Raw genomic sequence first — 26,083 nt, 5'->3', positions numbered from 1 at the left:
GCCGTTGCGACGCCGCCGACCAGGCTTCGCATCGGCCAGCCGCTTCGGAATGTGGGGGACCGATGCTGACCAGATGCTGACTTGCCTGACGGCACGTCACGCAGATTGGGATGCACCCCGGGAGGGCCGTCCATGAGGGAGAAGACCCGCTCCCTGGGTTATCCAGAAGAAGACGGCCGTCATCCGCTTGTCCTCCAAGGTACTGCCCGCGTAACTGGTCGCGGTGTGGATGAGGTTGGCCGAGTACAGGAGCAGCCGGTTGTAGCGGGGTGGAATGCGCAGGTCCTCGGTGAAGGAGTCCTCCGGCACGAACGGGAACGCCAACGCTGGAGAGGATGTCCCGCGCCAAAGCGCCGCCAAGACTGCGGCACGACATCGTCATGCAGGCATGTGGCCCTGCTGAGATGTCCGTACACCGTCCGCGTCCGCACAACCGTACGCTGCCTGCCGAGCCCCTCCTGTTGGAGTGGAGCCGGAACAAGACGGCTACTGGCATGTGGCCAGACGGCCGGTGTCGAGGACGGCGGTTCGGTCGGCCAGGGCTTCGGCGGCTGTCCGGTCGTGGGTGATGAACACCAGGCTGAGAGCACGTCGTTCCCGGAGTGCGGCCAGTCGGGTGAGGATGGAGTCCCGCGTGGCCGCGTCGAGCCCGGAGGTGATCTCGTCGCAGACCAGGACGTCGGGCTCGGCCAGCAGGGCCCGGGCCAGAGCTGCCCGTTGGAGTTCGCCGCCGGACAGGGCGCCGGGGCGGCGCAGGGTCAGCTCCTCGGCCAGGCCCAGATCCTCCAGGGTTCGTACGGCGGTACGGCGGGCGGTGTCCCGGTCGGCGCCGCGCAGCCGGACCGCCGTGCGGGCGACCTGGTCCAGGACCGGCCGGTGCTCGTCGAAGGCAGCCTTGGGATCCTGGAACACGTACTGGACGGCGGCCAGTTCGGTGCGGGTGCGGGCGCGAAGGCTGCGTGGCAGCGGTGCTCCGTCGAGCAGGACCGTGCCGTCGTACGTGGAGTGGAGGCCGGCCAGGCAGCGGCCCAGTGTGGTTTTGCCGCTGCCGGATCGGCCGGTCACGGCGAGGCACTCTCCCGGCGCGACCGACAGCGTGATGCCGTGCAGCACCGGAACGGTACCGTGCGCCGTTTGGTGCCGGGCGGTCAGCTCTTGTACCGCGATCCGGCTGGCGGCGGGCCGGGTGGCTGCTCGTGGCTTGGGGAGCACGGGCCGCTCGGAGGCGGGCAGTACGGTGTCCGCGGGGCCGCGGTCCACGACCCGGCCGTCCCGCAGCACGACCGCCTCGTCGGCCAACTGCCGGACGACGTCCCAGTCATGGCTCAGCAGGACCAGGGCGATGCCTTGCTCGGCCACGTCGGCGAGCGCCTCGACGACGCCCCTCTTGGTGGCCGGGTCCTGGCCGGTGGTGGGTTCGTCGGCAACGATCACCTTCGCACCCAGGAGCAGTGCCTGGGCGATGACGACCCGCTGCTGCTGGCCGCCGGAGAGCTGGTGGGGGTAGCGGCGCAGCACCATCTCGGGGTCGGGCAGCTGGGCCAGGCGCAGGGCGTGCTCGACGCGGTCGCGGATCTCGCGGCGGGTTCCGCCGCGCCGGGCCGCGATGTCGCGTAGGAGCGCTCCGGCTCGGCGGGCGGGGTTGAGGACGGTGGCGGGGTGCTGGGGCACGTAGCCGACGGAGCCGGGTCCGGACGTGCTGATCCGGCCGTCGATCCGCGCCCCGGCCGGGAACTCGCCGAGGAGGGCGCGTCCGGTGGTGGTCTTCCCGCTGCCCGAGGGCCCGACGAGGGCCGTGATCCGTCCGGCGCGGGCCGTCAGGCTCACCCCGTCGACGAGAGTGATGCCGTCCACCTGCACGCGCAGGCCGTCCACTTCCGCTGCCGGCTTCATACCCGGTCTCCTTTCCAGGCGGTCTTGGCCTGTGTGTGCAGTGCGGCGTCGAAGAGCAGGTTGGTGCCCATCGACAGGGCTGCGATGAGCAGGGCGGGTACCACCACGGCCCATGGCTGCAGGAACAGGCCGGTGCGGTTGCGGTCGACCATGACCGCCCAGTCGGCGGCGTCCGGTGGGACGCCGATGCCGAGGAACGCGGCCGTGGCGACCAGGTACAGGGCTCCGGTCAGCCGGATCCCCGCGTCGGCGGCGAGGGTCCGGCGCATGCAGCGGGCGACGTACCCGAGCGCCGTACGCCACCAGGTCTCGCCCTGCATCCGCAGGGCCTCGACGGCGGGCCGGGCGGAGATCTCGGCCGCCGCCGCGTGCACCACGCGAGCCGCGTCGGGTACGGCGGCCAGACCGACCAGGGCGGCCAGCCCGGCCGGCCCCGGGGTCAGGGTCGAAGCCACGAGCAGCACCAGCAGGAGCGAGGGGACGGCGATCAGGACGTCGAGGGGCCGCATGAGGGCCTCCTCGAGCCAGGTGCGTCGGGTGAGGGCGGCGATCAGCCCGATCGGGACGGCGACCAGGTAGGCGAGTCCGGTGGCGGCGAGCGCCACGAGGACGACGGAGCGGCCGCCGAGCAGGACCTGCCGCCAGACGTCCCGGCCGGAGAAGTCGGTGCCCAGCCAGTGCCCGGCGCCTGACGCGAAGGACACCGAGCGCGGTCCGGCCGGTCCGGTGAGCAGCGGTCCGAGGGCAGCCAGCAGCAGGGGCACGGCGATGAGACCGACGGCCAGGGCGTACCTGGATGCACGGCGCCTCACGCGACCACCTCCGCACGGGGTGCGAAGCGGCGGGCCACGAGGTCCGCCCCCAGGTTGGCCAGGACGGTGACCACGCCGAAGACGACGGCCATGCCCTGGACGACGGGCACGTCGCGGGCGGCAACGGCGTCGATGAGCACGGTTCCCAGGCCGGGGATGACGAAGAGGGCTTCGACGACGATCACTCCGCTCAGCAGCCAGTCGCAGGTCCGGGCCAGCTGTTGTGCGGCCGGAGCAAGGGCATTGGGCAGGGCGTGCGTCCAGCGGACGCGGGCGCCGCTGACGCCGTAGCGCTGGGCCTGGGCGACGTAGGGCGAGGCCATCGCGTCGATCATCCCGGCGCGTACGAGGCGGCTGATGGTGCAGACGGGCCGCGAGACGAGTACGAGGACGGGCAGGACCAGTACGGCCGGTTCGGTGAGCGGGTCGGTGCCGACGGCGGTGGGCGGCAGCCAGCCCAGCCACAGCCCGAACAGAGTGGCCAGCAGCACGCCGAGGGCGAACTCGGGTACGGAGTGCACGGCCAGGGTCAGCGCGCTGAGGGTCCGGTCCAGCGGGCCGCCCTCGCGGCGGGCGCACAGCACGCCGAGTCCGACCGACAGCGGCAGGAGTACGAGGAGAGTGGCGCAGGCGAGCGTCACCGTGGGCGCGATGCCGCCGGTCAGGTAGTCGGCGACGGGCCGCCCGCTGACCAGGGAGGTGCCGAGGTCACCCCGGACGAGGCCGGCGGCCCAGTCCAGGAAGCGTTCGGCGGCGGGTCGGTCCAGGTCCAGTGCGGCGCGGATCCGGGCGATGCGCTCGGGGTCGGGCTGGTCGCCGGCCAGGGCGACCGCCGCGTCGCCGGGCAGGGCCTCGGTGAGGACGAAGATGAACAGGACGACCGCCGCCGTCTGCCCCAGACCGAGGAGCAGACGGCGGCCGATCCAGTTCAGGTGCCGGGTCACGCGAGCCAGAGCTTGTCGAAGCGGGCCCAGTCGAGGGTGTTGGCGGGGGCCTGCTTCGAGACTCCGTGCACGGACGGAGCGGTGGCGACGATCCAGTCGGCGAAGCCCCAGATCAGGAAGCCGCCCTCGTCGTACAGGCGGCGCTGCATCCGCTCGTACAGGGCGGCGCGTTCCTTCTCGTCGCGGGTGGACTGGGCCTGCTGGTACAGGTCGTCGAAGTCCTTCTGCTGCCACTTGGTGGCGTTGGTGGTGGAGCCGGTGAGCAGGCGCTGCGAGATGTGGGACTCGATGGGCATGGACCCGGACCGGTAGGAGGCGAAGGTCCCGTCGTTCAGGATGTCCTTCCAGTACGTGTCCTTGTTGCCCACCTTGACCTCGACGGTGACCCCGGCTTTGGCGGCCTGCTCCTTGAAGATCCCGGCGGCCTCGACGAAGCCGGTGGCGGCGGGGGCCGTGTCGAGGGTGACCTTGAGGTTCTCGGCGCCGGCCTCCTTGAGCAGGGCGCGGGCCCGCTCCAGGTCCTGGGTGCGCTGCGGCAGGTCGGAGGCGTAGTACTGGTAGCCCTTGCCGAAGAGGTCGTTGCCGATCTCGCCGGCTCCGGAGAGGGCGCCGTCGACGAGTTCCTTGCGGTCGGCGATGAGGAAGAACGCCTGGCGGACCCGCTTGTCGTCGAACGGGGGCCGGTCGGTCTTCATCACGAAGCCCTGCATGGAGCTGCCGGGCAGCCGGATGACCTCGATCTTGCCCTTGCCCTCGTGGGTGCGGGCGGTGGCGGGGTTCAGCTCGTGGGCGTACTGGACCTGGCCGCCGAGCAGGGCGCTCGTACGGGCCGATTCCTCGGTGGCGACGACGAATTCGACCTGGTCGAGGTGGGGTGCGCCCTCCCAGTAGGCCTCGTTGCGCTTGACGACCAGGGACTTGCCGGGGGTGAAGGAGCCGAACGTGAAGGGGCCGGAACCGACGGGCTTGTCGAAGGACGTGGTGTCCTTGGGGACGATGTAGGCGCCGAACGCGGCGAGCACGTTGGGGAATTCGGCGTACGGGCGCTTGAGCTTGAACTCGACGGTGTTCGCGTCGAGGGCGCGGCTGGCGGCGAGGTCGATGGGCTCCAGGGAGGCCTTGGCGCGGAAGGTGCCCTTGGGGTCGGCGATCCGGCGGTAGCTGTAGAGGACGTCCTCTGCGGTGACCGGGCGTCCGTCGTGGAAGGACGCCTTGCGCAGGGTGATCTTCCAGGTGTCGAGGGTTTCGTTGGGCTCCCAGCGCTCGGCAAGGCGGGGGACGGGAGCGAGGTCGGCACCGAAGTCGGCGAGCTTGTCGTAGAGGGCCTTGGCGCGGGCGGCGTCCACGAACAGGTTGGCGGCGTGCGGGTCGAGGGTCTCGTTCGCGCCGCCGCCGGCGAAGGCGGCCCGCAGGGTGCCGCCACGCTTGGGGGTGCCGGATTCGGCAGCGTTCTTGGTGTCGGTGTTCTTGCCGGTGTCGCCGGCGCAGCCGGCGGTCAGGGCGAGGGCGGCGGCGGTCGCCGTGGCGGTGGCGAGGAGGAAGCCTCGGCGGGCGAGGCCGGAGCGGCGCTCGTTCATGGTGTGGTGTCTCCGTTGCTGTGCTGGGGGTGGTTCTGGGGACTGAGCCGGGCGACGAGGTGCAGGCGGTCGGAACTCGTGGTTCCGTGCGGGGAATCGCCTTCGCTCCACACCGGTTCGGTGCGGGGACCGGGGCCGTCGTGCAGGGCGAGGACCTCGAAGCCGGCGGTGGTGAGGAAGTACCGCAGTTCCTGGGGGAAGAGCAGCCGCCAGGCGGAGTGCTGCTCTTCCGGTTCCGAGCGGTCGTCGGCGGTCCAGGTGCGGCGGCGGCGCAGGAGTTGGGCGCCGTGGTCGATCCACAGGGTGGTGCGGGAGGTGTACGTCGTGCCCCGCCAGTCGAAGGAGGCGGTGCGCGGCCCGTCGAGGAGTTCGGTGTTGCCGAGGAAGAAGGCGCCGTTGCGCATCTCCGCGATGAGCACTCCGCCCGGGCCCAGGTGGCGGCGGATGGCGGCGAGGCAGGAGGTGAGGTCTTCGTTGGTGTGGCAGTAGAGCAGGGCGCTGTCCAGGCAGAGGACGGCGTCGAAGGTGCGGCCGAGGTCGAAGTCCCGCATGTCGGCGCGCCGGTAGTCCGGGCCGGGGTGTCGGCGGCGGGCGTGGGCGAGCATGGACTCGGCGGTGTCGACGCCGGTGACCCTGCGTCCGGCGTGGTGGTGCAGCCAGGCCGCGTCGCGGCCGGTGCCGCAGCCGAGGTCCAGGACCTGGGCTCCCGCGCCGTGGCGGCGCAGGGTGTCCTCGGTCCAGCGTGCGGCGAGCCGGTCGGGGTCGGGGAAGCGCTCTTCGTACAGCTCGGGGTGGTCGGTGAGGAGGTTTCCGGTGCTCATCTGGGCTCGCTCAGGGGACGTGGGTCAGGGGTGGCGGCCGTTGTCTTCGCGTGCTGTTCCGGGCCCTCCGGGACCGGCGAGTCCGTAGTGGCGGGGGCAGGCGGGCGGGGCAGGGCCCGGCGTCGGTGCAGCAGGGTGACGGCTGCCGCCGAGGCGAGGCCGAGTGCCGTGCAGCAGGCGTAGGGAAGCCACGTCGGCCCGCCGTGCGTCGCGGTGTCCATGACCCACCCGACCCCCGCGCCGGTGCCCGCGGCAGCCACTCCGGACACTCCGTAGAACAGTCCGTAGAAGGTGCCGGTGAGCTCCGCGCGGCCGAAGGCGGGGATGAGTTCCATGACGAAGGGCTGGGCGGTCATCAACCCGACGTACAGGAGCAGCACTCCGGCCAGGACCGGCAGCAGCCGCACCGGGTGGGTCCCCGCGGCTCCCGCCACGAGCATCGGGGGTACGAAGCCGAGCCCGCTGACGGTCAGCCCGGCGGCGATCCACCGGCCCCGGCCACCGCTCCGCACGGCCAGCCTGCGGGTGATGCGCAGCTGGAGCACGAAGTTGGCGAGGGTCCCGACGACGAAGATCAGCCCGACGGCTCCCGCCCAGCCGGTGGCCTGCTGCGCGGCATGCGGGAGCAGCAGGTAGAGCTGGCTCTCCATGCCGTACATGCCGACCATGGCCAGGGCGAAGGCCACGAAGCGCCGGTTGCCGGCCACCTCCCGCCAGTCTCCGAGCACGGAACCGGTCGGGCGCGGCACGGTCCGGGCGGGCAGCACGATCGCCTGCGCGAGGGTGAGCAGCGCGAACACCCCCGCCGCGGTGAGCGCCGCCGCCCGGAAGCCGCCGAACAGCAGCAGGCTCCCCAGCAGCGGCCCGATCAGCGCCCCGGCCGTGGCGAACACGTTGAACAGGGCGAACGCCTCGGCCTTGCGGTCGCCGGACTCCTGGGCGACGTACGTCCGTACGGCCGGGTTGAACAGGGCGCCGGCCAACCCGCTCAGCACCGATGCGGCGATCAGTACGGGCAGTGCGTCGCCGAGGGCGAACAGCGCGAAGCCGAGGGTGCGCAGGCCGCAGCCCGCGATGATCACGCCGCGGGCCCCGAGGCGGTCGGCGGCCGAGCCCCCGATCAGGAAGAGCCCCTGCTGGCTGAGGTTGCGCAGGCCCAGGACCAGGCCGACCACCGCCGCCGACATACCGAGGTCGTCGGTCAGGTGCGTGGCCAGGTACGGGATGAGGAGGTAGAAGCCGATGTTGACGCCGAGCTGGTTGACGAGCAGGAGCCGTACGGCCGGCGGGAAGCCGCGCACCGCGGCGATGGTTCTCATCGGGCGGCGCCCACGGGTATGGCGGCGCGGGGCAGCACTCCCAGGCCGCCGCGCGGGGCGGGCCCCACGGTGCCGTCGGCGCCGCCGATGCCGGACCACGGGTCGTCGGCGAGGAGCAGGTGCCCGTCGAGGTCGACCCAGCGGGCCCGGTCCACCAGGTGGACGGCGGGCGCGATGCCGAGCGAACTGGCGGTCAGGCAGCCGAGCATGAGGTCGGTGCCGCTGCCGTCCAGCGCCGCCTGGATCCGCAGCGCAGCCCGTACGCCCCCGCACTTGGCGAGCTTCACGTTGACCCCGTGGACCCGCCCGGCGAGGGCCGCGGCGTCCTCGTAGGAGACCGCGTCCTCGTCGGCGATCACGGGGATCGGGGAGGTGGTGGCGACCCGGGCCAGGGCATCGGGCCGCCCGGCGGCGATCGGCTGCTCCACGGCGGTGATGCCGAGGGCCGCGAAGCGGGGCAGCAGTGCGTGGGCCTGGTCCTCGGTCCAGGCACCGTTGGGGTCGAGCAGCAGGTCCGCGGCCGGCGCTCCGGTACGGACGGCCTCGACCCGGGCCAGGTCCTCGGCCGGGTCGGGGGATCCGGCCTTGACCTTCAGAACGGTGAAGCCTGCCAGGGCGAGCCGACTGGCCTGGGCGGCAGCGGCGACGGGCGCGACGATGCCGATGGTGCGTGCCGTGGCCGCGGACGGCGGGGAAGCGCTGCCGAGCAGTTGGTGCACGGGTTCACCGGCTCGCTTGCCCACGAGATCCAAGACGGCTGACTCAACAGCGGCGAGGACTCCTGCCGGCAGGTCTGCGCCCACGGAGCCCGCAGGCGCGAGTTCGGCCCAGGCGGTCTCCGGGTCCGGCAGGCGCTCCACCGCCGGCCGGAGTGCGCCCAGGTGGCGAAGGATGGATTCGGTGGGCAGTCCGAGGTAGACGCTGCTGACTGCCTCCCCCCAACCGCGCAGCCCGCCGTGTTCCAGGCTGACCCAGACCGCGTCGCGGCGGGCCATCACGGAGCGGGAGATGCGCAGCGGCTCGGCCAGTTCGAGCGAGGCGGTGTGCCAGGTGAGTTTCATACGGCACCTCCGGGGGCCGGAACGCGGGGAGCAGGGGCTTCTCTGCCGGGGCCGGCGACGGGATCGACGACGGTGCGGCAGCGGGTCCAGCCGACGGCCTCGGCCGCGCGTGGGTGCGGGATCTCCAGGGGGCGGGTGGCCCGGGCCGTGGCGGTCAGGCCGTGGGCGTGGCAGAAGTCGTCGTCGTAGACGGTGCCGAGGTAGCGGTGCGGCCCGTCGGGGAAGACGGTGGCGACGACGGCGCCGGGTTCGGCCCTGGCGGCCCATGCGGAGACCAGCGCGACGGCGCCGGTGCTCCAGCCGCCGCTGACGAAGCTGCCGCGGGCGAGCCGGCGGCACGCGTCGACGGCCTCGGCGGCACCCACCCAGTGCACCTCGTCGAACGCTCCGTGGCGGACGTTGCCGGGGTGGATGCTGCTGCCCAGCCCGCGCATCAGACGCGGCCTGGCCGGCTGTCCGAAGATCGCGGAGCCGACGGAGTCGACGCCGATCACCTTCAGGCGGGGCCAGCGGCTGCGCAGCGGGCCGACCAGCCCGGCGCTGTGCCCGCCGGTGCCCACGCTGCACACCAGGACGTCCAGGTGGTCGAGCTGGCCGATCAGTTCCGCGGCCATGGAGCGGTAACCCGCCGGGTTGTCCGGGTTGTTGTACTGGTCCGGCCAGTACGCGCCCTCGGTGCGGGCCAGGACCTCGCGCAGCCGGGCGATGCGGGCGGCCTGCCAGCCGCCCTGGGCGGCAGGGCGGTCGACGAGCTCCAGGCGGGCGCCGTAGGTGCGCAGCAGCTGCCGCATGGACGGTTCGAGTTCGCTGTCGCCGACAAGGATGACCGGGTGGCCGAGGACTTGTCCGGCGAAGGCCAGCCCGATGCCCATCGTGCCCGAGGTGGACTCCACGACCGGTGCCCCGGGGCGAAGTTCCCCACGTCTGCGGGCGCCGGTGAGCATGGACATCGCCGCGCGGGCCTTCATCCCGCCGGCGCTGAGGCATTCGAGCTTGGCCCAGAAGCCGGGGTGGGTGTGGGGCAGGTCGGTGTGGATACGGGCGACGGGCGTACGCCCCAGCAGGGGCAGGAGGTCCGCGTTGGCGACAGCGGCACGCGACCGGTGTACGAGCGGGGCGAGGGTCACGGACAGCCTCCGTAGCGGTGGATGACCCCGGGACCGCCGTCGAGCCAGAAGAACGGGTACGGCTCGGCGGACACGGCGCTCACCCCGGATCCGAGGAAGCGGGGCAGGACGGCGCTGCCGGTCTGGGCGAACATCACGAGGGGCTTCCCGCTCGTGGCGGCGTGGTCGAGCAGGCCTTGGAAGGAACCGTTGCCGAGGGTCATGCCGGAGGCGAGGACGGCGCCGCAGCGTTCCAGGTGCGCGGCCGCGTCGGTCAGGACGGGCTCGCCCCACTCGGTGGTGCCGCCCTTGAGGTCACACGGCAGGTAGTCGAGACCCCGCGAACGCAACTGCTCCAGCAGCGAGTTGACCACGCCGACCACCAGGACCGGACGTCGCTCACCGGACCGGGAGACATCGGCGGGCAGCAGGTCGACCACGGCGCGGGCCCGGGCCCGCGAACGGCTCAGCGAACTGCCGGCGGGCAGCGGACACGGGCGGGCGCCGTTGTCCGGCGTGTGCGGGCGTACGTGGGCCAGGTAGGCGTCGAGCGCCGCGATCCGCACCGGCAGGAGCGGATGGCCGAGGAGCTCGGCGACGGTGGCGCCCACGCAGTCGTCGAGGGCACCTTCCGGCAGCGCGCCGGGCTCGACTGCGCAGGATCCGACGGCCGCGTCGAGCCGCAGGCTGAGCACCTCGTTGCGGTAGCCGCCGCTGCGCCCTTCGTGCCGGACGGCCTGGGCGGTGGTGAAGGCGAGTGAGATCCGCTCGTCGGCGGGGTCGGGGCCGTACGCCCCGGCCAGGACCGCGTCGACCAGCTGGTCGACGGTCCGGACGGCGGGGTCGGCATGCGGGCGGTCACCCGCGGTGATCGTTTCGTGCAGGGCCGGGAGGGTCACGCGGGCACCGCCGGGGAGGGCTCGTAACAGGGGCGCAGGCCGGCGAGCAGCCGCTCGGCGGCCGCGCGGGCGCCGCCGCCCTCGGTGTCGGTGGTCATGAGGTGGCCCAGGTACTCGTTGTTGCTGGTGGCGGCCCGCACGGTGCGGCCGGGTTCGGCGAGGGTCAGCTCCAGTACCTCGGGCCGGGCTCGTACGGCCTCTGCCCCCTCGATGTCGGTGAGGATGCCGTCGGTGTCGGGCAGCAGGAAGGAGATGGCGGCGCTGCGCACGCCGGTGGGTCGCGGTGCCAGGTCGGGCACACGACCCAGGGCCACGTCCACGCAGGCGGCAGCCAGGTCGACTCCCGTGACGTGCCGGACGAGTTCGGTGATGCGGTTTCCGGCCGGGCGGGGGTTGACCTCGACCAGCCGGGGCCCGTCGGGCGTCAGCTTGATCTCGGTGTGGCAGACCACCTGGTCCAGCCCCAGCGCCTTGACCGCCCGCAGCGCCGTCCCGGCGGCCTCCGACGCCAGGGCCTCCTCGATGCCGGCCGGGAACATGTGGCCGGTCTCGACGAAGGCGGGCGCCCCGCCGATGCTCTTGTCGGTGACCCCCACGACGTGCGTGGTGCCGCCGAAGGAGACGGTCTCGACGCTGACTTCGGGCCCGTGCAGCAGCTCCTCGAGCAGGATGACCGGGGCACGGTCCTGGCCGCGCGCGTTCACCGGGAACTCGGCGAGGGCCTGGCAGGCGAGCTCCAGCTCGCGCTCGTGGCCCACCGCGCGCACCAGCATGCCCGCACACAGGTCCACCGGCTTCACCACGAGCGGGTAGCCGATCTCACGAGCGGCGGCGACCGCCTCCCCCACGCCCTCGCAGATCGCGAACCGGGGCCCGGGCACTCCGGCTTCGGCGAACACACCGCGGGTCAGGTCCTTGCGGCACGCCGCCTCGACGGCTTCCGGGGAAGGCCCGGGCAGGCCGAGCCGCCGGGCGGTGTGCGCGACGGCCGGCAGGTAGTAGTCGCACGAGGAGACCACCCCGTCGAAGCCGAGGACGGCGTGCAGGCCTTCGAGCCGCTCCAGGAGTGCTGCCGTGTCGTTGGTGTCGGCCGTGATGATGTTGCGGGCCGTGAGCAGCGGGTGCGGTCCGTCCCCCGCAGGGGCTGAGCGCAGGTAGTGGTGCAGGTCGCGGGTGACGAAGGTGAACTCGTGCCCGTCTTCGCGGATCGCCCTGGGCAGCAGCCTGCTCATCGACCCCACCCAGCTTTCGATCACCAGCAGATGTCCCACCGGACTTCCTCCCAGACTGCCGTCGGCTCTGTGCGACGCAGACATTATCGGAAATCGTTTTCATTTCCAATACGACAGTTTTCCGATAGCCTGCGGCCTCCGGAGCACGAGAGGCGGAGCGTGATGACAGAGCTGACGCGGGATCAGAGGGTCGGGCCGTACACGGTGCGGCACGCGAGAACCGAGGACCTGCCCGGCGCCCGGAGCGTCATGCTGGACACCTTCTACCGGGAGTTCGGCTACGGGTACGTGCCCGACTGGCACCCCGACGTCGTCGACCTCCACGGCACCTACCTGCGCCATCCACGCCACACCCTCGTCGTGGCCGTACGCGACGACGGGGAGGTGGTCGGCACCACCGCACTCAACTCACGCGGCCCCGCCCATCCCCCGCACCCGCGAAGCCTCGTCGAGCGCTACCCCTCGGGACGGACCGCGCAGCTGCTGCGCGTCTACGTACGCCCTGACCACCGGCGGCACGGGCTCGCCCGCGCCATGGTGCACACCGCCTGCGCGTTCGCCGCGGCGGTACCCGGCTACGAACGCATCTACCTGCACACCAACGTCGACATCCCCGGCGCGGAACACTTCTGGCGCAGCATGGCCACCGAGGTCTTCGACGCGCGCACCACCGGTGAGCACGGCGGTTTCGGGACCGTCCATTTCGAGATGCCGCTGCCCGCGGCGGGAACGGACTCCGAGCCGGGGACAGGCCCCGACCGGGAGGCGGCCGCGGTCAGGTGACCCGGCGCTCCTCCAGGGGCGCCGCTCTGAGTACTTCCTCCTCCACCCGGGGCAGGTGCGGGGTGTGGTTGACCAGGCGGGCGGAGTTGCCGACGACCGCGATGCTGCTGGTGTTGTGCAGCAGCGCCGCGAGCACCGGGTTGATCGAGCCGCCCGCGCCCGCGACCAGCCCGAGCAGGTTGACGCCTATGGCGAGCCCGTAGTTCTGCCGTACGACGCGCAGGGTATGGCGGCTGAGCTCGACCACGGCTGCGACCTGGCGCAGATCGTTGCCCGCCAGCGCGATGTCCGCGGTCTCCAGGGCCACATGGGAGGAGTGCTCGCCCATCGTGATGCCGACGTCCGCGAGCGCCAGCGCGGGGGCGTCGTTCGTGCCGTCACCCACCATCGCCACGGTGTGGCCTTCGGCCTGGAGGTCACGGATCAGCTGGAGCTTGGCCTCCGGCAGGGCGTGGGCGTGCACTTCGGCGATGCCGAGGGCGTCCGCCACGACCTGTGCGGTCTCCGGGGCGTCACCGGTGAGCAGGACCAGCCGCGAGACGCCCAGGTCACGCAGCTGCCGGACGACGATGTCGGCGCCCGCCCGAACGGCGTCGGAGACCCCGAGAAGGCCGATGAACTCCTCGTCCTGCGCCAGGCAGATGACCGTCTCGCCGCCCCGGCGCAGGTGGTCGGTCCAGCCCTGGGCGTCCTCGGTGAGCTCGATGCCGTGCCGGCGCAGCAGGGCGGGGCTGCCCACCAGGAGCCGGGTGCCGTCGAGTTCGGCGCGCATGCCCATACCGAGGACGACCTCGCACGCCTGGTGGAGCGGGACGTGCAGGTGCTGCTCTGTCGTGTGGGTCACGATGGCCTGGGCGAGGGGGTGGCGGGCGTGGAGCTCGCCGGAGGCGGCCAGGCTGAGCACCTCGTCGGCGCCGAAGCGCTCGTTGAGGGTGACGACGCTGGTGACCAGGGGACGCCCGAAGGTCAGCGTGCCCGTCTTGTCGAAGACCACGGCGGTAACCCGGCCGACGCCTTCGAGGTGGGTACCGCCCTTGATGAGGGTGCCACGGCGGGCACCGTTGCCGATGGCCGCGCTGATGGCGGTCGGGGTGGCCAGGCCCGCGGCGCACGGGCAGGCGATCAGCAGCATCGTCATCGCCCGGCGCGCATCGCGGGTAGCCACGTAGGTCAGGGCGGCCAGCGCGAACGACACGGGGACGAAGCGCTGGGTGAAGCGGGTGGCGACGGTCTGGATCGGGGCCCGGTCGGTCTGGGCCTCCTCGACCCGGGTGATGATCCGGCCGACCGTGGTGTCCCTCCCGACGGAGTCGGCGCGTACGGTCAGCGAGCCGGAGGTGACGATGGTCCCTGCGTAGACGTGGGAGCCCGCCCGGGCGTAGACCGGCAGGGCCTCGCCGGTGACCGCGGCCTGGTCGACCAGGGCCTCGCCGCCGGTCACGTGCCCGTCGACGGGGATGCGGTGGTGCTCGTACACGGCGACGACATCGCCGGGCGTCAGTTCCTCCAGCGGGACCTCGACCTCCACACCCTCCTCCCGGACCAGCCAGACCCGCTCCTCGCCGATGGTCAGCAGCTCCTCGATGGCGCGGCGGGTGCGGCGCAGGGTGAGGGTCTGGAGGAACTCGCCGATGTTGAGCAGCCACAGCACGGTGAGGGCCACCACGTTCTCGCGCAGGACCAGGGAGATGACGGTCGCGGCGGTGACCAGGGTGTCGGTGCCGGGATGGCCGCGGCCGCGCAGCGTGCGCAGGGCTCCCCGGAAGAACGGCAGACCGGTGAAGACCGTGACCACACCCAGGAATCCGGAGGAACCGATACCGATGCGGGGCCGGGCCAGCAGCCGGCGCAGGGCCACGAACGCGAGGACCGCCCCGCCCACCACGAGCCGGGCGATCTCACCGGTGGAGGAGTCCGGAGCCGAGCGGGTGGCCTTGGCCGGGGCCGATGCGGGCGGCGCTTCCTCCAGGGCGCGGACCAGCGCGTCCACGTCCAGGGCGTCGGGTTCCATCCAGATCACGACACTGCCCGTGCGCGGGAAGATCCGCAGGGCGCGGAAGCCGCCGAGGCGGGTCAGGCGGTCGTCGACGAGTCCGGCGCAGCCGGGACGGTCGCGCAGCCAGGGGACGGTCAGCCGGGCCCGCCCCATGGCGACCGAGCGGACGAGCACCGCGGACATGATCAGTGCTCGTGGCCGTGATCGTCGTGGTCGACCTTGACAGCCGAGGGCGGCGGGACCTCCTCGCCCAGCGAGGTACGGGCCTCCGCGAGCACGTCCCCGGCCTTCAGCCGGGCCTCCTCGGCGGCCGAGGACAGCCACCGGCTCGCCACGATGCCGCCTGCGAGGCCGCTCACCAGCGCCTTGCGCGCGGCGGGCTGCGCATCGGGCAGCTTCTTGATGATCAACGCGCCCACCGCTCCGCACACCGCGTAGTGGGCCAGCTTGCCGGCGGTCGCGCCGACGATGGCGAGGGGATGCATGAACGCCTCCTTCCGCACGCACCGTGCCGGGTGCGACGGAACCTCTTCTCCAGTCTGGACCCGCGGCGCACCCGGGGTCGAACCGGGCCGCGGTCAGACGGGAGCCACAGGCCGGCGCTCGGGAAGGTGCACGGCCCGGGCAGCGCGCGCAGCGCGCCGGGAGCCCCCGATCCGACAGCCGAGGTAGATCAGGAACGCGAGGGTCGTCACGTACGGGCTGATGGGAATGCTGCTGCCCAGGGCCAGCAGGATGCCACCCACCATGGCGACCAGCGCGAAGACGACGCTCAGTGCGGGCAGCAGCACCGGGGACGCGGTGACCCGCGCAGCGGCGGCCGCCGGGGTGACCAGCAGGGCCAGCACCAGCAGGGCTCCCACGATCTGCACGCACAGGGCCACCGCCAGGCCGAGGACCAGCATGAACGCCAGCGACAGGGCCCGGACGGGCACCCCGCGCGCCTCTGCCACGTCCGGATCGGCGCTGGCGAAGGTCAGCGGGCGCCAGACCACCGCGAGGGCCGCCAGCACCACGACGGACGTGCCGACCAGCCATGCCATCTGCGGGGTGTCGACGGCGACGATCTGCCCGGTCAGGATGCCGAACTTGTTCGCCGCCCGGCCCTTGTAGAGGGCCAGGCACAGCACACCCAGCCCCAGGCCGAACGGCATGATGATCCCGATCACGGAATTGCGGTCGCGGGCGCGGACCCCGAGCAGACCGATCGCGGCCGCCGCCAGCAGGGAGCCGACGATCGACCCGGCGACGATGTTGACACCGGCCAGCAACGCGGCCGCCGCGCCCGCGAACGACAGCTCGCTGATGCCGTGCACCGCGAAGGGCATGTCCCGCATGATCACGAAGACCCCGGCCAGCCCGCCCACGAGGCCCACCAGGGCGCCCGCCAGCAGCGAATTGTGGACCAGGGCCAGCAGGTCCCCGTAGTTGTCGAAGTTGAAGATCTGCTGCCAGATACCGGAATCGTTGCCGTCGGCGGCAGCGAGGGGCAGAAAGCTCACGGCGGCCCGCCCCCGTTCGGCCGGGCCTCGTGGTGGGCGGGGGCCGCATCGGGTGCACCCACGACCACGAGGCGGCCCCGCACGCGCACGACGTCCACCTGGGTCCCGTACAGCCGCGACAGGACGTCGGTGGTCATCACCTCCTCCGGCGGGCCGATCCGGAACCCGCCGCCGGCCAGGTAGAGCACCCGGTCCGCCGCTCCCAGGACCGGATTGATCTCGTGGGTCACGAAGACCACGGTCGTGCCCGCAAGCCGGCGCCGCCGGTCCACGAGGTCGGTGACCGTTCGCTGGTGCTGCAGGTCCAGGGAGAGAAGCGGCTCGTCGCACAGCAGGATCCGCGGATCCGTGGCCAGCGCCTGCGCGATCCGCACCCGCTGCTGCTCGCCACCCGACAACCGTCCGACCGGGGTCGCGGCGTACGGCAGCGCCCCGACCGCATCGAGGAGCTCGTCCACCCGGCGACGGGCCGGTCCCGGCGCGAGCGACAGCCCCCAGCGGTGCCCGTCCAGGCCGAGCCGTACGAGGTCCCGCGCACGCAGCAGGGTGTGGGCGGGCAGCGCCTTCTGCTGCGGGACGTAGCCCATGAGACCGCCGGCGCGGTGCGGCGGGCTCCCCAGGACCGACACCGATCCCGCGGTGAGCGCCTGCCGGCCCAGCAGCACGCGCAGCAGGCTGGTCTTGCCCGATCCGTTCGGGCCCAGCACGGCCAGGAACTCACCCGGGCGCACGTCGAGGTCAAGGTCCCGCCACAGGACGCGGTCGCCGTACGCCAGCGTGGCGGCGCGCACGCTGATCACCGGCCGGGCGCCGTCTCCGCGGTCCGTGATCGCCGTGGAGGGCTGTGGCGCGAGGGAGTCGGCCCGTTCCATCACCGCTCCAGGGCTTGGCCGAGGGCGGTGATGTTGTCCGACATCCAGCCGGTGTAGTGCTTGCCCTCGGGAAGGGTCTCCGTCACCGGCACCACGGGTATCCCGCTGTCCTCGGCGGCCTCCCTGACCTTCTCCGTCTGCGGTCCGCTGGTCTGCGCGTTGTAGACCAGCACCTCGACCTGGTGCCGGGGGAACAGCTCCAGCGTCTGGCGCAGGACCCTGGGCGCGACCTCGTCGCCTTCCTCGACGGCTTCGCTGAAGGCCGCGGGCGTCTTGTTCACCAGGCCGCAGGCCTCGGTCAGGTAGAGCGGGACGGGCTCGGTGACCGCCACGGGGGTGCCGGCGTGGCGAGCCTCGATCCGGTCCGCCCGCGCTTCGAGCCGGGCGAGCCCGTCCTTGAAGATCTGCGCGTTCTTCCGGAACACGTCGCCGTCTGCGGGTGAGACCTTGCCGAGGGCCTGGGCGATCCGGTCGGCGAGGCGGCCCATCGTCGGCAGGTCGTACCAGACGTGCTCGTTGAACTCCCCCGCACCGGCGGGCGCCTTGCCCGAGACCTGGACGGCATTGATCACTTCGGCCGAGGAGTTGTCCGAGCTGCGCAGCATGCGGTCGACGAACTCGTCGTAGCCGCCACCGTTCTCGACCACCACCTCGGCACGGGAGAGCTCCAGCCGGTTGCGTGGGCCGGCCTCGTAGGAATGCGGGTCCTGTGCCGGATCATTGATGATCGACACGACGGCGACATGCCCACCACCGATCTGCCGGACGACGTCGCCGTACACGTTCGTCGAAGCGACGACCGGAATAGGTACGGAGGTCGCCGACGAGGGTCCGCCCCACGCGCAAGCCCCCGCCAGCGACAGCCCGAGAACCACCGCTGGTGCGCGGGGCGACACGCCATGACGCATACCGTCCTCCCTGCGCGAGGAAAGCGAAATGGCAATCACTTGGATTATCCCCCCGCGCCGCGAAGCTCTCCAGCCGACGGGCTGAAGCCTCCGGGCGGTGCGCCCGGGTACCGTTCAGCGGCCGGCGTAGGGCAGCAGCGCCATCTCGCGCGCGTTCTTGATGGCGGTGGCGAGGGCCCGCTGCTGCTGGGCCGTGACTCGGGTCACGCGCCGGCTGCGGATCTTCCCGCGGTCGGAGATGAACTTCCGGAGGAGGTCGGTGTCCTTGTAGTCGATGTAGCTGATCCCGGCCACGTCGAGCGGGTTGGGCCGGGACTTGACGGGCTTGCGGATGTCGTGGCGTCGGGCCATGTCGGTATCTCCTTGCAGGAAGGTTTGGTCACGGTCGTGCCGGGCCGTGACCGGGTCGTATGTGGTGGGTGTCAGGCGGCGTCGAGGAGGGCGTCGAAGGCGGCGGGCAGGTGTTTCCAGGCTTCACGCCCCGCCGTGTACTCGGCGTCCGTCAGGAGGCAGGAATCGAGGAGTCGTTCCAGCCCGTCCCGGTCGAGGCCGGGCGAGGTGAAGACCAGGTGCTGACAGCAGTCCCCGTGTTCGGGGTGCCAGTCGAGCGCGGCCGCCGCCCGGCGCATGGGCGGGACCATCTCCCACGCCGCGTCCGGCAGCGACGCCAGCCAAGGGCCGGCGCTCTCCACGCACAGGGCTCCGCCGGCCGCGTCCCAGGCGAGCAGCGTGTCGGGGCGGTCGGCGAGCCAGAACCGGCCGCGGCTGCGGGCGGCGGCACAGCACAGGTCCTCCAGTGCCTGGTAGAGGCGTTCGGGATGGAACGGCCTGCGGCGGTGCCACACGAGCGTGGCGACGCCGGCCTCGTCGGCGTCCTGGGGCAGGAGTGCGTACGCGGGGTGCTGGGCTGCCGCGGCGGCCTCGACGTCGAAGCCGGCGAACGCGGCCCGGGCGAGTTCGACGGACCCGGCCGGTACCCGTTGGGCGGTGGGGTGCAGCTGAGCGAGGAGCGCGCGGTCCTCGTCGTCGGCCTCGTCGCTGTCGACGAGGGCGAGGACCGGCGCGTACTCCAGCTGGCGGGCCCAGGTGTCCCCGACGGTCCGCTGGTCGGTGGGGGCCGCCGCGAGGCCTGCCTCCGCGAGGTCGTCGCCGTTGCCGAGACAGGGCAGGACGAGCGCGGGGTCCACGGCGGTGATCACGTTCGTCAGGACGAGCCGGTCCCCGCCGTGCGCGGCGATGACCTCGGCCATGGCCTTCGGTTCGACCGAGTCCCACAGCTCGACCACGGCGAGCCGGGTCAGGCCGCTGTCCGCCATCCGTTCCAGTTCCGGCACCAGGTCCTCGCGCAGTGCGCAGCACGCGCAGTCGTTGACCAGCGGCGTGTCACCGGTGGAGAGGGTGCCGGAGGCGTCGCGGATCACGCGGAGCACGGTGCCGTCGGGCGCCCCGGCCAGATCGTGGTGCAGCGCCACGCTCCCCTGTACGGACCGCAGAAGGCGTTCGACGACCTCCTTGCGCGCCTCGGCGTGCATCCCGGCGACGATCACGACCGGGAGCTGGTGATCGTGTTCCATCACCGGGCCCCGTAGCGGCGCTGGAACTTCTCGACGCGGCCGGCGGTGTCGAGGACGCGGGCGGTGCCCGTGTAGAAGGGGTGGCTCGCGGAGGAGATCTCCACATCGACCACCGGATAGGTGTTGCCGTCCTCCCAGTCGACGGTCTTGTCGCTGGTCATCGTGGAACGGGTCAGGAAAGCGGTGCCGGAGGCGGTGTCGCGGAAGACGACGGGCCCGTAGGCGGGGTGGATGCCGGGCTTCACGGCAGGAACCTTTCGACGGTGGGGCGGGGGTGCCGGGGGTCAGCGCTCTTCGCGGAAGTCGACGTGGCGACGGACGACGGGGTCGTACTTGCGCAGCACCAGCCGGTCGGGGTCGTTGCGGCGGTTCTTGCGGGTGACGTAGGTGAACCCGGTGCCCGCGGTGGAGCGGAGCTTGATGACCGGGCGGATCTCGGTGCGTGCCATGGCGCTACTATATGGCAATGGTTTCCATTACCAACACGGGGACCCACACGGAGAAGGAGCAGGACCCATGTCTGCCCACTGCCAACTGACCGGCGCCAAGCCCGGTTTCGGCAACAACATTTCCCACTCGCACCGGCGCACCTCGCGCCGCTTCGACCCGAACATCCAGCGCAAGCGCTACTGGCTGCCCAGCGAGGGGCGCCACGTCCGCCTGACGCTGAGCGCCAAGGCGATCAAGACGGTGGACGCGATCGGCATCGAGGCCGCCGTGGCCCGCGTCCGCGCCCGGGGAGGGAAGGTCTGATGGCGAAGAAGAGCAAGATCGCGCAGAACGAGAAGCGCAAGGAGACCGTCGCGCGGTACGCCGCACGGCGCGCCGAGCTCAAAGAGGTCATCCGCCGCCCGTCCTCCACCGCGGCCGAACGGGAGGCCGCCCTCGCGGAGCTGCGCCGGCAGCCGCGCAACGCCAGCGCCACCCGCGTGCGCAACCGCGACAGCGTGGACGGCCGCCCCCGCGGCTACCTGCGCAAGTTCGGGCTCTCCCGCGTACGGGCCCGGCAGCAGGCGCACGCCGGCTTCCTGCCGGGAGTGACGAAGTCGTCCTGGTAGGCGAGACCCCGACCGCACACCCGACCCGCCCGGGCATGACCCGTGCACACATCCACGCCGCAGGCGTTGAAAATGATTACCATTAAGGGTTAGGGTGCGTCCCGTACGCGTGCGGCACCTCGGCGGGCAGGCAAGGGGGGCCCGAAGGGGGCCGCACGCGTACGTCGCGCAAGCCGAGCCGTCACGGCGCAGACCGGCTCGGCTTCCGAGACGCACTCGCCCATGCACCGGGCGCATCCGGCATGAACCCCGCATCAAAACCCCCGTGCACCAAGGGAGGGATCCGAGTGAAGGGCAACCCCGAATCCAACGGCAACACCTCCGAGGTCCGAGGCGAGCTCACCGGGCAGCTGTCCCGCAGACATCCGACAGCCGTCACCCTCTCCCCCTCCATCCACACCGCAACGACCGGTCGCCACCCGGTGGTCCAGCGCCTGATGACCCCGACGGCCCCGGTACGAACCTCGAGGTGGACGTCTCGTGAGAGGCAACGGGCGACCCGACGGTGATCCTGCGACAGGACCTGATCGCACTCCGGCGGGCCAAGAGGGACGTACACATCCTCCTCACCCTCCCCAGGAGGTCGACACCCTGCCCTTCCTGCTGCAGCTGCGGCGCAGCAGGATCGGGGCCGACAACCTGGAGGACCACTACGACTGCGCCCCCGTCCTCGCCGCCGTCGACCCCCTCGCCTTCTTGCACCTCCCTCCCTTCACCCCCCGACCCCCAACACCTCGCGGTGTCCAGTCTCGTATGGCATGCCCGGCGGCCGCTGCACCCGGGCCGGCTCGCCGAGGCCCTCGGGGACGTCATGTTCGGCGTGCTGCGCAGCCGAGGCCACCTCTGGCTCGCCGACAGGCCCGACACCGTCATCAACTGGCGGTCGGCCGGGCCGGGCATCGACGCCGAACGCATCACGGGCGCACTGGATGCGGCCCTGGTCACCGATGCCGAACTGTCGCTCGGCCGCGCGAGCTGGAGCGGATGGACCGCCCCTCTCTTCCACCCTGCAGCGGAAAGCTGACGACCCGTCGGCCCCAGCCCAACGGCGGACCACCCACTGAAGACACACCCCCCAGATTGATAATGAGACCCATTTTCATATAGCCTCTCCGTATCGCCACCCCGAATGAGGAGTTCCACCATGGCCGTCCCCAAGCGGAAGATGTCCCGCAGCAACACCCGCCACCGCCGCGCACAGTGGAAGGCGACCACGCCCCAGCTGGTGCCGATCACCGTCGACGGCTCCGTCTACCAGGTCCCGCAGCGCCTGGTGAAGGCGTACGAGCGCGGCCTCATCCGCCCCGAAGGCTGATCTCGTGACCTCGTACGACCGCCTGCCCGTGACGGTTCTGTCCGGCTTCCTCGGTGCGGGAAAGACCACCCTGCTCAACCACGTGCTGAACAACCGCGATGGCCTGCGGGTCGCGGTGATCGTCAACGACATGAGCGAGGTCAACATCGACGCCGCGCTCGTGCGCGGCGGCGAGGCGGCGCTCTCGCGCACCGAGGAGCGGCTGGTCGAGATGACCAACGGGTGCATCTGCTGCACCCTGCGCGACGACCTGTTGGAGGAGGTCGACCGGCTCGCCCGCGAGGGCCGCTTCGACTACCTGCTCATCGAGTCCAGCGGCATCTCCGAGCCCATGCCGGTCGCCGCCACGTTCTCCTTCCCCCGGGACGACGGCGCCACCCTCGGCGACCTCGCCCGCCTCGACACCATGGTCACCGTCGTCGACGCCGCGAACTTCCTGCACGAACTCGCCGGCGGGGACGAACTCACGGCACGCGGCCTCGACCAGTACGAGGACGACGAGCGGACCGTCAGCGATCTCCTCATGGACCAGGTCGAGTTCGCGGACGTCATCGTCCTCAACAAGCTCGACCTCGTCGGGCCGGGCGACGCCGCGCGACTGCGCGCCACCCTCTCCCGTCTCAATCCCGAGGCCCGTATCGTGCCCGCCGTACGCGGCCACGTCGCGCTCGAACAGGTCCTGGGCACCGGACTCTTCGACGTGGAGCGCGCCCAGCAGGCCCCGGGCTGGGTCAAGGAGCTCAACGGGGACCACGTCCCCGAGACCGAGGAGTACGGCATCTCCTCGCTCGTGTTCCGAGCCGACGTGGCCTTCCATCCCGGCAGGCTGTGGACGTTCGTCACCAAGGGCCTCGACAGCGGCACCTTCGGGCGGATCCTGCGCTCCAAGGGCTTCTTCTGGCTCGCCAGCCGCCCCAAGGTGACCGGCCTGTGGTCCCAGGCCGGCGCAGTGGCCCGCTTCGAGCCCTCGGGAGCCCGCGGCCCGGAGACCGCCCAGGGCCAGGAGCTGGTCTTCATCGGCACCGGACTGCGCGCCGAGGCACTCCGGGCGGCCCTCGAAGCCTGCCTGCTCAGCCCCGACGAGCCGGTCCCCGCCGAGGACGAGTTCCCGGCATGGGAGACGTACGGCATCGACGACGCCTGCGAGCACGAACCCGTCGCCGCACCCGTGACGGCGGCAGCCTGAGACTCCGGGCTGGGCGGTGGTCGCAGCCACGGCACCGCCCAGCCCGGCCCCTGTCCGATACCGCTGTCTCCTCGCCGGTCCTCGCCGTGTTCGCGGGTGAGGGCGGCGAAGGCGGGCCGGTAGAAGGGGGCGGCCATCGCGGCGCCGGCGAGCAGCCATCCAGCGAAGAAGACGGCGAGGTCGGAGGCTTGGGCCCCCGGGAGGGAGCCGTCCGCACTGTTGTCGAAGGCTCTCGATCTCTGATGAGACGTCAAAGAGAAACCCTCATGTGCGTGCTCTCTCCGAGTCGGACACCGATCGCGGATTCTCGCAGCCACGGGGCTGCGCAGACCGGTCCCGCCGGGCGCAGCCCCTCCTTGCCGGCCGGGTCGTTCGCCGCCCCAGCCATCACAAGACCGGCCGATCTTACGGCCGGGCCCGGCTTCGGCGTCTTCGACCGAACCCGGACGGTTCTGACGCCGGAGAGCGAAGTCTTTCGCCCGGAGCAGGCGGCGAGCCGTCGTCAGCGCACCCCGCTGGTCGGCGACGCCGGCTCCACGCCGTTGTGCCGGGCGTACCGCCCCGCTTCCGACCGGTTGTTCACGCCGAGCTTTCGCAACACGGCGGCGACGTGGTGCTCGACCGTGCGGCGCGACAGGAACAACACGTCGGCGATCTCGGCGTTGCGGAGTCCGTCTGCCAGCAGGGCGAGCACCTCCTGTTCCCGGGTGCTGAGCCCGTCGGGGCCAGCGGTGCGGGACGGGCGTCTGGGGATGTCGCGTGCGCCGAGCCGACGCAGGCGGCGGGCGGTGATGTCGCGCATCGGCCGTGCGCCCAAGCGGTCGAAGGTGGCGAGTGCCTCCCGCAGCATCCCCTCGTCCGTGGTGTCGGCGAGGGCGAGCGCGGCTTCGTAGGGGCATCCGGTCTCCTCCCAGCGTCCGGCCGCTTCCCGGGAGCGGCCGGACAACTGAAGCCGGTAGGGCTCGGCGGCCCGGCCCGGGACGGCGGCGGGTCCGTCGGCCCGCGCGAGCCAGTAGGCCAGCTCGCCGAGGAGCCACGGTTCGCCCTGGGTTGTGGCAGCGGCCAGGGCCGGGGTCACGAGTGTGCGTACCTGGTCCACGTCACCGGCGTACGTCCCGGCCTCGGCCAGCGCCGGTGTGGAGCCGATGATCCAGTCGACGACCGGCTCGGCCGTGACCATGACCGAGTGGACCCTGGTCAGCAGGGGGCCGGCGTCGGAGTCGCCTCGACGTGCCCGCAGCCGGCCCAGCACCACCATGGCGATCATCCTGCGCCCGTCGTCGACCCCTGCCGTGCGCAGCACCTCCGAGGCGAGTGCTCCGGCGTCGTCCCACCGTCCCTGGTCGAGCAGTGCCCTCGACCGGAACGCGCGCAGCCACTGGCGCCAGACCTCCTGCCCGTGATCGTCGGTGAAGGAGAGGGCCTCCTCGTACCAGCGGTCGGCCTGCCGGTACCAGCGGCGCGTCACGCAGATCAGCTGGAGCCAGAAGTAGGCGAGACCGGCCTGGTCTTCCGCCGATGCGCCCCGCGCCAGCCGGACGCTCTCCGCGATCAGGTCGAGTCCGGTCGGGTCGCCGTCCTGAGCGCGGCCGATGCCGATCGACAGGAGTGCGAGTGCCCGTTCCTGCGGTTCCGAGCCCTCGCCGGCAGCAGCCAGGAGCCGCTCGCCCCAGGCCACTGCGTCGGCGTTGCGGAACGCCATGGCGGACAGCTTCGCGCGGATGGCGCAGGCGAGTGCGTATTCGGGCCCTGGCGGTTGCGTCGCCAGCAGCGCGAGGGCCTCGTCGCAGGCCTTCTCCCCGAGCGGGATCTCCCGGGCCAGGTGGGCCGCCGTGATCGCCAGTCCGACCAGGGCCCCGCCCCGCCGCCTGTCGTCACCGGCCGCCCGCCATGCGTCGACGGCTTCCTGCCGGGCCCGCAGGGCGTCGTCGAGGTCATCGGCGAGATGGCATTGCCGGCCGAGTTCCTCCAGGAGCCCCGCCTGGGCGGCGTCCGGCCCGTCGCCGAGCGCGGCGAGTGCGTGGCGGAGGTGGTCCGCCGCCTCCGTGTGGGCCCCCAGCCTGGAGGCCCGCTCCGCCGCCAGGGGGGCGTAGGCGAGGACGGCGGCCCGGTCGTCGGCCCGCTCCGCGTGATCGGCGAGCCGCGCGGGCTCCACTTCACCGGGCGGTCTCGCACCGAGCACGGCCAGTGCCTGCCGGTGCAGGGCTGCCGCGCGTCCCGGCGGGATCGCCTCCAGGACGGCGACCCGGACCAGCTCGTGCCGGAACGCGACCGTGCCGTCGACGGCGGTGACCAGTCCGCGGTCCATGCACGCGTCGAGGTCGTCGGCCGGGCGGGCGGAGACCGCCTCCACCAGCCATGGCGCCGCCCGTGTCCCGAGACAGGCGAGGGCGTCGAGAGCCTCGCGCGCACCCCGTTCCAGACGGGCGGCGCGGGCGAGGACCGCGTCCCGGACCGTCGGGGGAACGGTGGCCCGGCCGTCGGCGAGGACTTCGGTCACGAAGAACGCGTTGCCTCCCGTGCGGCGGTGCAGCTCGCCCGGGTCGATGCCGGTTCCCGCGGCGAGACGGGTCACGGCCGCCTCGGAGAGCATCGGTACGGTCAGCCGGCGCACCACGGGAAGCGCCGCCAGGTCCCCGGCCAGGACGCGCAACGGGTGGCGTGCCCCCACCTCGTCCTGCCGGTAGACCACGACGATCATGGCGGGACGGGCCTCGATGCGGCGGCCCAGGAAACGCAGCAGGTCGAACGTGGCCTCGTCGGCCCAGTGCGCGTCGTCCAGCAGCACCAGGGCCGGTTCACCACCGCTGCGCAATTCGTCGAGCATCAGGCGGCGCACCTCCGCCGGCTCCGCCTCGCCGGTGAGCTGTCGGCGCAGCGGTGCCGACACACCGAGTGCCATATCGCGGAGGGGACCGAGCGGAAGCGGCGTGGTGAGGGGTTCGCAGCCGCCACGGAGGAGGCGCACGCTGCCCAGCGTCCGGGCGAACTGCTCGATCAGCGCGGTCTTGCCCGAACCCGCCTCACCACCGACGAGAACGAGCCGTCCGGTGCCGCCGCGCGCCTCCCGCCACCAGCGGGTCAGCGACGCGAGCTCGCCGTCCCGCTCCAGGAGCGTGCAGGGGCCGACCGTCACCTTGCCCATGGTAGGCAGGCCACGTCCACAAGGCTGGGTAGCCACCACCGATGTCCGCGGCAGGCAGTCCTGCGCATGCTGCCCCATGA

The 26,083-nt window shown here is 72.3% G+C and carries 26 protein-coding genes; 6 read left to right on the top strand and 20 right to left on the bottom strand.

Annotated features, from left to right (window positions below; translation table 11 throughout):
• Nucleotides 1-486: 486 nt before the first annotated feature.
• From ACIPXB_RS00330 to ACIPXB_RS00285, 10 genes are read right to left on the bottom strand one after another with little or no spacing between them, the layout of a single operon-like run.
• The gene (locus ACIPXB_RS00330) at nucleotides 487-1,893 is read right to left on the bottom strand and encodes an ABC transporter ATP-binding protein (protein WP_401442536.1); all 1,407 of its coding nucleotides are present in this window, start codon (nucleotides 1,891-1,893) and stop codon (nucleotides 487-489) included.
• Nucleotides 1,890-2,705: an ABC transporter permease gene (locus ACIPXB_RS00325; RefSeq protein WP_401442533.1), complete on the bottom strand. Its 816-nt coding sequence runs from the start codon at nucleotides 2,703-2,705 to the stop codon at nucleotides 1,890-1,892. The genes ACIPXB_RS00330 and ACIPXB_RS00325 overlap by 4 nt, the downstream gene beginning before the upstream one ends.
• Complete coding sequence (locus ACIPXB_RS00320; protein ID WP_401444347.1) at nucleotides 2,702-3,658, bottom strand: ABC transporter permease; 957 nt, start codon at nucleotides 3,656-3,658, stop codon at nucleotides 2,702-2,704. Before ACIPXB_RS00320 ends, ACIPXB_RS00325 begins: the two co-directional genes overlap by 4 nt.
• Nucleotides 3,646-5,226, bottom strand: a complete 1,581-nt coding sequence (locus ACIPXB_RS00315) for an ABC transporter substrate-binding protein (protein ID WP_401442530.1) — start codon at nucleotides 5,224-5,226, stop codon at nucleotides 3,646-3,648. The genes ACIPXB_RS00320 and ACIPXB_RS00315 overlap by 13 nt, the downstream gene beginning before the upstream one ends.
• The gene (locus tag ACIPXB_RS00310) at nucleotides 5,223-6,047 is read right to left on the bottom strand and encodes a class I SAM-dependent methyltransferase (protein ID WP_401442528.1); all 825 of its coding nucleotides are present in this window, start codon (nucleotides 6,045-6,047) and stop codon (nucleotides 5,223-5,225) included. The genes ACIPXB_RS00315 and ACIPXB_RS00310 overlap by 4 nt, the downstream gene beginning before the upstream one ends.
• Nucleotides 6,044-7,366 carry an MFS transporter gene (locus tag ACIPXB_RS00305; RefSeq protein ID WP_401442526.1) on the bottom strand — a complete coding sequence of 441 codons (1,323 nt, stop codon included), beginning with the start codon at nucleotides 7,364-7,366 and terminating at the stop codon, nucleotides 6,044-6,046. Before ACIPXB_RS00305 ends, ACIPXB_RS00310 begins: the two co-directional genes overlap by 4 nt.
• A complete protein-coding gene (locus ACIPXB_RS00300; protein ID WP_401442524.1) occupies nucleotides 7,363-8,427 on the bottom strand; it encodes a dipeptide epimerase in 1,065 nt (354 codons plus the stop codon). The genes ACIPXB_RS00305 and ACIPXB_RS00300 overlap by 4 nt, the downstream gene beginning before the upstream one ends.
• The gene (locus ACIPXB_RS00295; protein ID WP_401442522.1) at nucleotides 8,424-9,554 is read right to left on the bottom strand and encodes a PLP-dependent cysteine synthase family protein; all 1,131 of its coding nucleotides are present in this window, start codon (nucleotides 9,552-9,554) and stop codon (nucleotides 8,424-8,426) included. Before ACIPXB_RS00295 ends, ACIPXB_RS00300 begins: the two co-directional genes overlap by 4 nt.
• The gene (locus ACIPXB_RS00290) at nucleotides 9,551-10,405 is read right to left on the bottom strand and encodes a Rossmann-like domain-containing protein (RefSeq protein WP_401444345.1); all 855 of its coding nucleotides are present in this window, start codon (nucleotides 10,403-10,405) and stop codon (nucleotides 9,551-9,553) included. The genes ACIPXB_RS00295 and ACIPXB_RS00290 overlap by 4 nt, the downstream gene beginning before the upstream one ends.
• Nucleotides 10,406-10,428: 23 nt before the next feature.
• Nucleotides 10,429-11,703 carry an ATP-grasp domain-containing protein gene (locus ACIPXB_RS00285; RefSeq protein WP_401442520.1) on the bottom strand — a complete coding sequence of 425 codons (1,275 nt, stop codon included), beginning with the start codon at nucleotides 11,701-11,703 and terminating at the stop codon, nucleotides 10,429-10,431.
• Between the two features lie 123 nt (nucleotides 11,704-11,826).
• Here ACIPXB_RS00285 and ACIPXB_RS00280 point away from each other — a divergent pair, with 123 nt between their 5' ends.
• Nucleotides 11,827-12,447, top strand: a complete 621-nt coding sequence (locus ACIPXB_RS00280) for a GNAT family N-acetyltransferase (RefSeq protein ID WP_401442519.1) — start codon at nucleotides 11,827-11,829, stop codon at nucleotides 12,445-12,447.
• Here the strand turns inward: ACIPXB_RS00280 and ACIPXB_RS00275 are convergent.
• The 9 genes from ACIPXB_RS00275 to rpmG all read right to left on the bottom strand — a co-directional run bounded on the left by ACIPXB_RS00275 (nucleotide 12,440) and on the right by rpmG (nucleotide 19,748).
• Nucleotides 12,440-14,626, bottom strand: coding sequence for a heavy metal translocating P-type ATPase (locus ACIPXB_RS00275; RefSeq protein WP_401442516.1), 2,187 nt, complete (start codon nucleotides 14,624-14,626; stop codon nucleotides 12,440-12,442). The genes ACIPXB_RS00280 and ACIPXB_RS00275 overlap by 8 nt on opposite strands.
• A gap of 2 nt (nucleotides 14,627-14,628) precedes the next feature.
• Nucleotides 14,629-14,928, bottom strand: a complete 300-nt coding sequence (locus ACIPXB_RS00270; RefSeq protein WP_401442513.1) for a DUF1490 family protein — start codon at nucleotides 14,926-14,928, stop codon at nucleotides 14,629-14,631.
• A 93-nt stretch (nucleotides 14,929-15,021) separates the two neighbouring features.
• The gene (locus ACIPXB_RS00265; RefSeq protein WP_401442511.1) at nucleotides 15,022-15,945 is read right to left on the bottom strand and encodes a metal ABC transporter permease; all 924 of its coding nucleotides are present in this window, start codon (nucleotides 15,943-15,945) and stop codon (nucleotides 15,022-15,024) included.
• Nucleotides 15,942-16,817 carry a metal ABC transporter ATP-binding protein gene (locus ACIPXB_RS00260; protein WP_401442508.1) on the bottom strand — a complete coding sequence of 292 codons (876 nt, stop codon included), beginning with the start codon at nucleotides 16,815-16,817 and terminating at the stop codon, nucleotides 15,942-15,944. Before ACIPXB_RS00260 ends, ACIPXB_RS00265 begins: the two co-directional genes overlap by 4 nt.
• Entirely contained in the window at nucleotides 16,817-17,725 is a 909-nt protein-coding gene (locus ACIPXB_RS00255) for a metal ABC transporter solute-binding protein, Zn/Mn family (protein ID WP_401442505.1), read from the bottom strand. Before ACIPXB_RS00255 ends, ACIPXB_RS00260 begins: the two co-directional genes overlap by 1 nt.
• Nucleotides 17,726-17,839: 114 nt before the next feature.
• Nucleotides 17,840-18,076: a 30S ribosomal protein S18 gene (gene rpsR, locus ACIPXB_RS00250; protein WP_401442502.1), complete on the bottom strand. Its 237-nt coding sequence runs from the start codon at nucleotides 18,074-18,076 to the stop codon at nucleotides 17,840-17,842.
• Between the two features lie 71 nt (nucleotides 18,077-18,147).
• Nucleotides 18,148-19,299, bottom strand: a complete 1,152-nt coding sequence (locus ACIPXB_RS00245) for a CobW family GTP-binding protein (protein ID WP_401442499.1) — start codon at nucleotides 19,297-19,299, stop codon at nucleotides 18,148-18,150.
• Nucleotides 19,299-19,544: a type B 50S ribosomal protein L31 gene (locus tag ACIPXB_RS00240; RefSeq protein WP_150529997.1), complete on the bottom strand. Its 246-nt coding sequence runs from the start codon at nucleotides 19,542-19,544 to the stop codon at nucleotides 19,299-19,301. Before ACIPXB_RS00240 ends, ACIPXB_RS00245 begins: the two co-directional genes overlap by 1 nt.
• Nucleotides 19,545-19,583: 39 nt before the next feature.
• A complete protein-coding gene (rpmG, locus tag ACIPXB_RS00235) occupies nucleotides 19,584-19,748 on the bottom strand; it encodes a 50S ribosomal protein L33 (RefSeq protein WP_401442495.1) in 165 nt (54 codons plus the stop codon).
• Between the two features lie 67 nt (nucleotides 19,749-19,815).
• Between rpmG and rpmB the strand changes: the two genes are divergently transcribed.
• The 5 genes from rpmB to ACIPXB_RS00210 all read left to right on the top strand — a co-directional run bounded on the left by rpmB (nucleotide 19,816) and on the right by ACIPXB_RS00210 (nucleotide 22,858).
• Nucleotides 19,816-20,052, top strand: a complete 237-nt coding sequence (gene rpmB, locus ACIPXB_RS00230; RefSeq protein WP_401442492.1) for a 50S ribosomal protein L28 — start codon at nucleotides 19,816-19,818, stop codon at nucleotides 20,050-20,052.
• Nucleotides 20,052-20,357: a 30S ribosomal protein S14 gene (gene rpsN / locus ACIPXB_RS00225; protein ID WP_401442490.1), complete on the top strand. Its 306-nt coding sequence runs from the start codon at nucleotides 20,052-20,054 to the stop codon at nucleotides 20,355-20,357. The genes rpmB and rpsN overlap by 1 nt, the downstream gene beginning before the upstream one ends.
• Before the next feature lie 739 nt (nucleotides 20,358-21,096).
• Nucleotides 21,097-21,381 carry a GTP-binding protein gene (locus tag ACIPXB_RS00220; protein WP_401442487.1) on the top strand — a complete coding sequence of 95 codons (285 nt, stop codon included), beginning with the start codon at nucleotides 21,097-21,099 and terminating at the stop codon, nucleotides 21,379-21,381.
• 120 nt (nucleotides 21,382-21,501) lie between these two features.
• Nucleotides 21,502-21,672 (top strand): 50S ribosomal protein L32, encoded by a 171-nt coding sequence (rpmF, locus tag ACIPXB_RS00215; protein ID WP_150529992.1) that lies wholly within the window; start codon nucleotides 21,502-21,504, stop codon nucleotides 21,670-21,672.
• A 4-nt stretch (nucleotides 21,673-21,676) separates the two neighbouring features.
• The gene (locus ACIPXB_RS00210) at nucleotides 21,677-22,858 is read left to right on the top strand and encodes a GTP-binding protein (protein ID WP_401442485.1); all 1,182 of its coding nucleotides are present in this window, start codon (nucleotides 21,677-21,679) and stop codon (nucleotides 22,856-22,858) included.
• A gap of 502 nt (nucleotides 22,859-23,360) precedes the next feature.
• On the opposite strand, the gene ACIPXB_RS00205 is transcribed toward ACIPXB_RS00210, so the two are convergent.
• A complete protein-coding gene (locus tag ACIPXB_RS00205; RefSeq protein WP_401442483.1) occupies nucleotides 23,361-25,994 on the bottom strand; it encodes an ATP-binding protein in 2,634 nt (877 codons plus the stop codon).
• Nucleotides 25,995-26,083 lie beyond the last annotated feature (89 nt).

The organism is Streptomyces sp. NPDC090022 (genome assembly GCF_044748145.1).
Lineage (GTDB): Bacteria > Actinomycetota > Actinomycetes > Streptomycetales > Streptomycetaceae > Streptomyces.
This window is presented reverse-complemented; position numbering and strand designations above follow the sequence as displayed.

What these genes read in the sequence shown, in the direction of transcription:
- ACIPXB_RS00330 (WP_401442536.1), bottom strand. Translation starts at nt 1,893, where the DNA reads ATGAAGCCGGCAGCGGAAGTGGACGGCCTGCGCGTGCAGGTGGACGGC.
- ACIPXB_RS00315 (WP_401442530.1), bottom strand. Translation starts at nt 5,226, where the DNA reads ATGAACGAGCGCCGCTCCGGCCTCGCCCGCCGAGGCTTCCTCCTCGCC.
- ACIPXB_RS00310 (WP_401442528.1), bottom strand. Translation starts at nt 6,047, where the DNA reads ATGAGCACCGGAAACCTCCTCACCGACCACCCCGAGCTGTACGAAGAG.
- ACIPXB_RS00305 (WP_401442526.1), bottom strand. Translation starts at nt 7,366, where the DNA reads ATGAGAACCATCGCCGCGGTGCGCGGCTTCCCGCCGGCCGTACGGCTC.
- ACIPXB_RS00300 (WP_401442524.1), bottom strand. Translation starts at nt 8,427, where the DNA reads ATGAAACTCACCTGGCACACCGCCTCGCTCGAACTGGCCGAGCCGCTG.
- ACIPXB_RS00280 (WP_401442519.1), top strand. Translation starts at nt 11,827, where the DNA reads ATGACAGAGCTGACGCGGGATCAGAGGGTCGGGCCGTACACGGTGCGG.
- ACIPXB_RS00275 (WP_401442516.1), bottom strand. Translation starts at nt 14,626, where the DNA reads ATGTCCGCGGTGCTCGTCCGCTCGGTCGCCATGGGGCGGGCCCGGCTG.
- ACIPXB_RS00270 (WP_401442513.1), bottom strand. Translation starts at nt 14,928, where the DNA reads ATGCATCCCCTCGCCATCGTCGGCGCGACCGCCGGCAAGCTGGCCCAC.
- ACIPXB_RS00260 (WP_401442508.1), bottom strand. Translation starts at nt 16,817, where the DNA reads ATGGAACGGGCCGACTCCCTCGCGCCACAGCCCTCCACGGCGATCACG.
- ACIPXB_RS00255 (WP_401442505.1), bottom strand. Translation starts at nt 17,725, where the DNA reads ATGCGTCATGGCGTGTCGCCCCGCGCACCAGCGGTGGTTCTCGGGCTG.
- rpsR (WP_401442502.1), bottom strand. Translation starts at nt 18,076, where the DNA reads ATGGCCCGACGCCACGACATCCGCAAGCCCGTCAAGTCCCGGCCCAAC.
- ACIPXB_RS00245 (WP_401442499.1), bottom strand. Translation starts at nt 19,299, where the DNA reads ATGGAACACGATCACCAGCTCCCGGTCGTGATCGTCGCCGGGATGCAC.
- rpmG (WP_401442495.1), bottom strand. Translation starts at nt 19,748, where the DNA reads ATGGCACGCACCGAGATCCGCCCGGTCATCAAGCTCCGCTCCACCGCG.
- rpmB (WP_401442492.1), top strand. Translation starts at nt 19,816, where the DNA reads ATGTCTGCCCACTGCCAACTGACCGGCGCCAAGCCCGGTTTCGGCAAC.
- rpsN (WP_401442490.1), top strand. Translation starts at nt 20,052, where the DNA reads ATGGCGAAGAAGAGCAAGATCGCGCAGAACGAGAAGCGCAAGGAGACC.
- rpmF (WP_150529992.1), top strand. Translation starts at nt 21,502, where the DNA reads ATGGCCGTCCCCAAGCGGAAGATGTCCCGCAGCAACACCCGCCACCGC.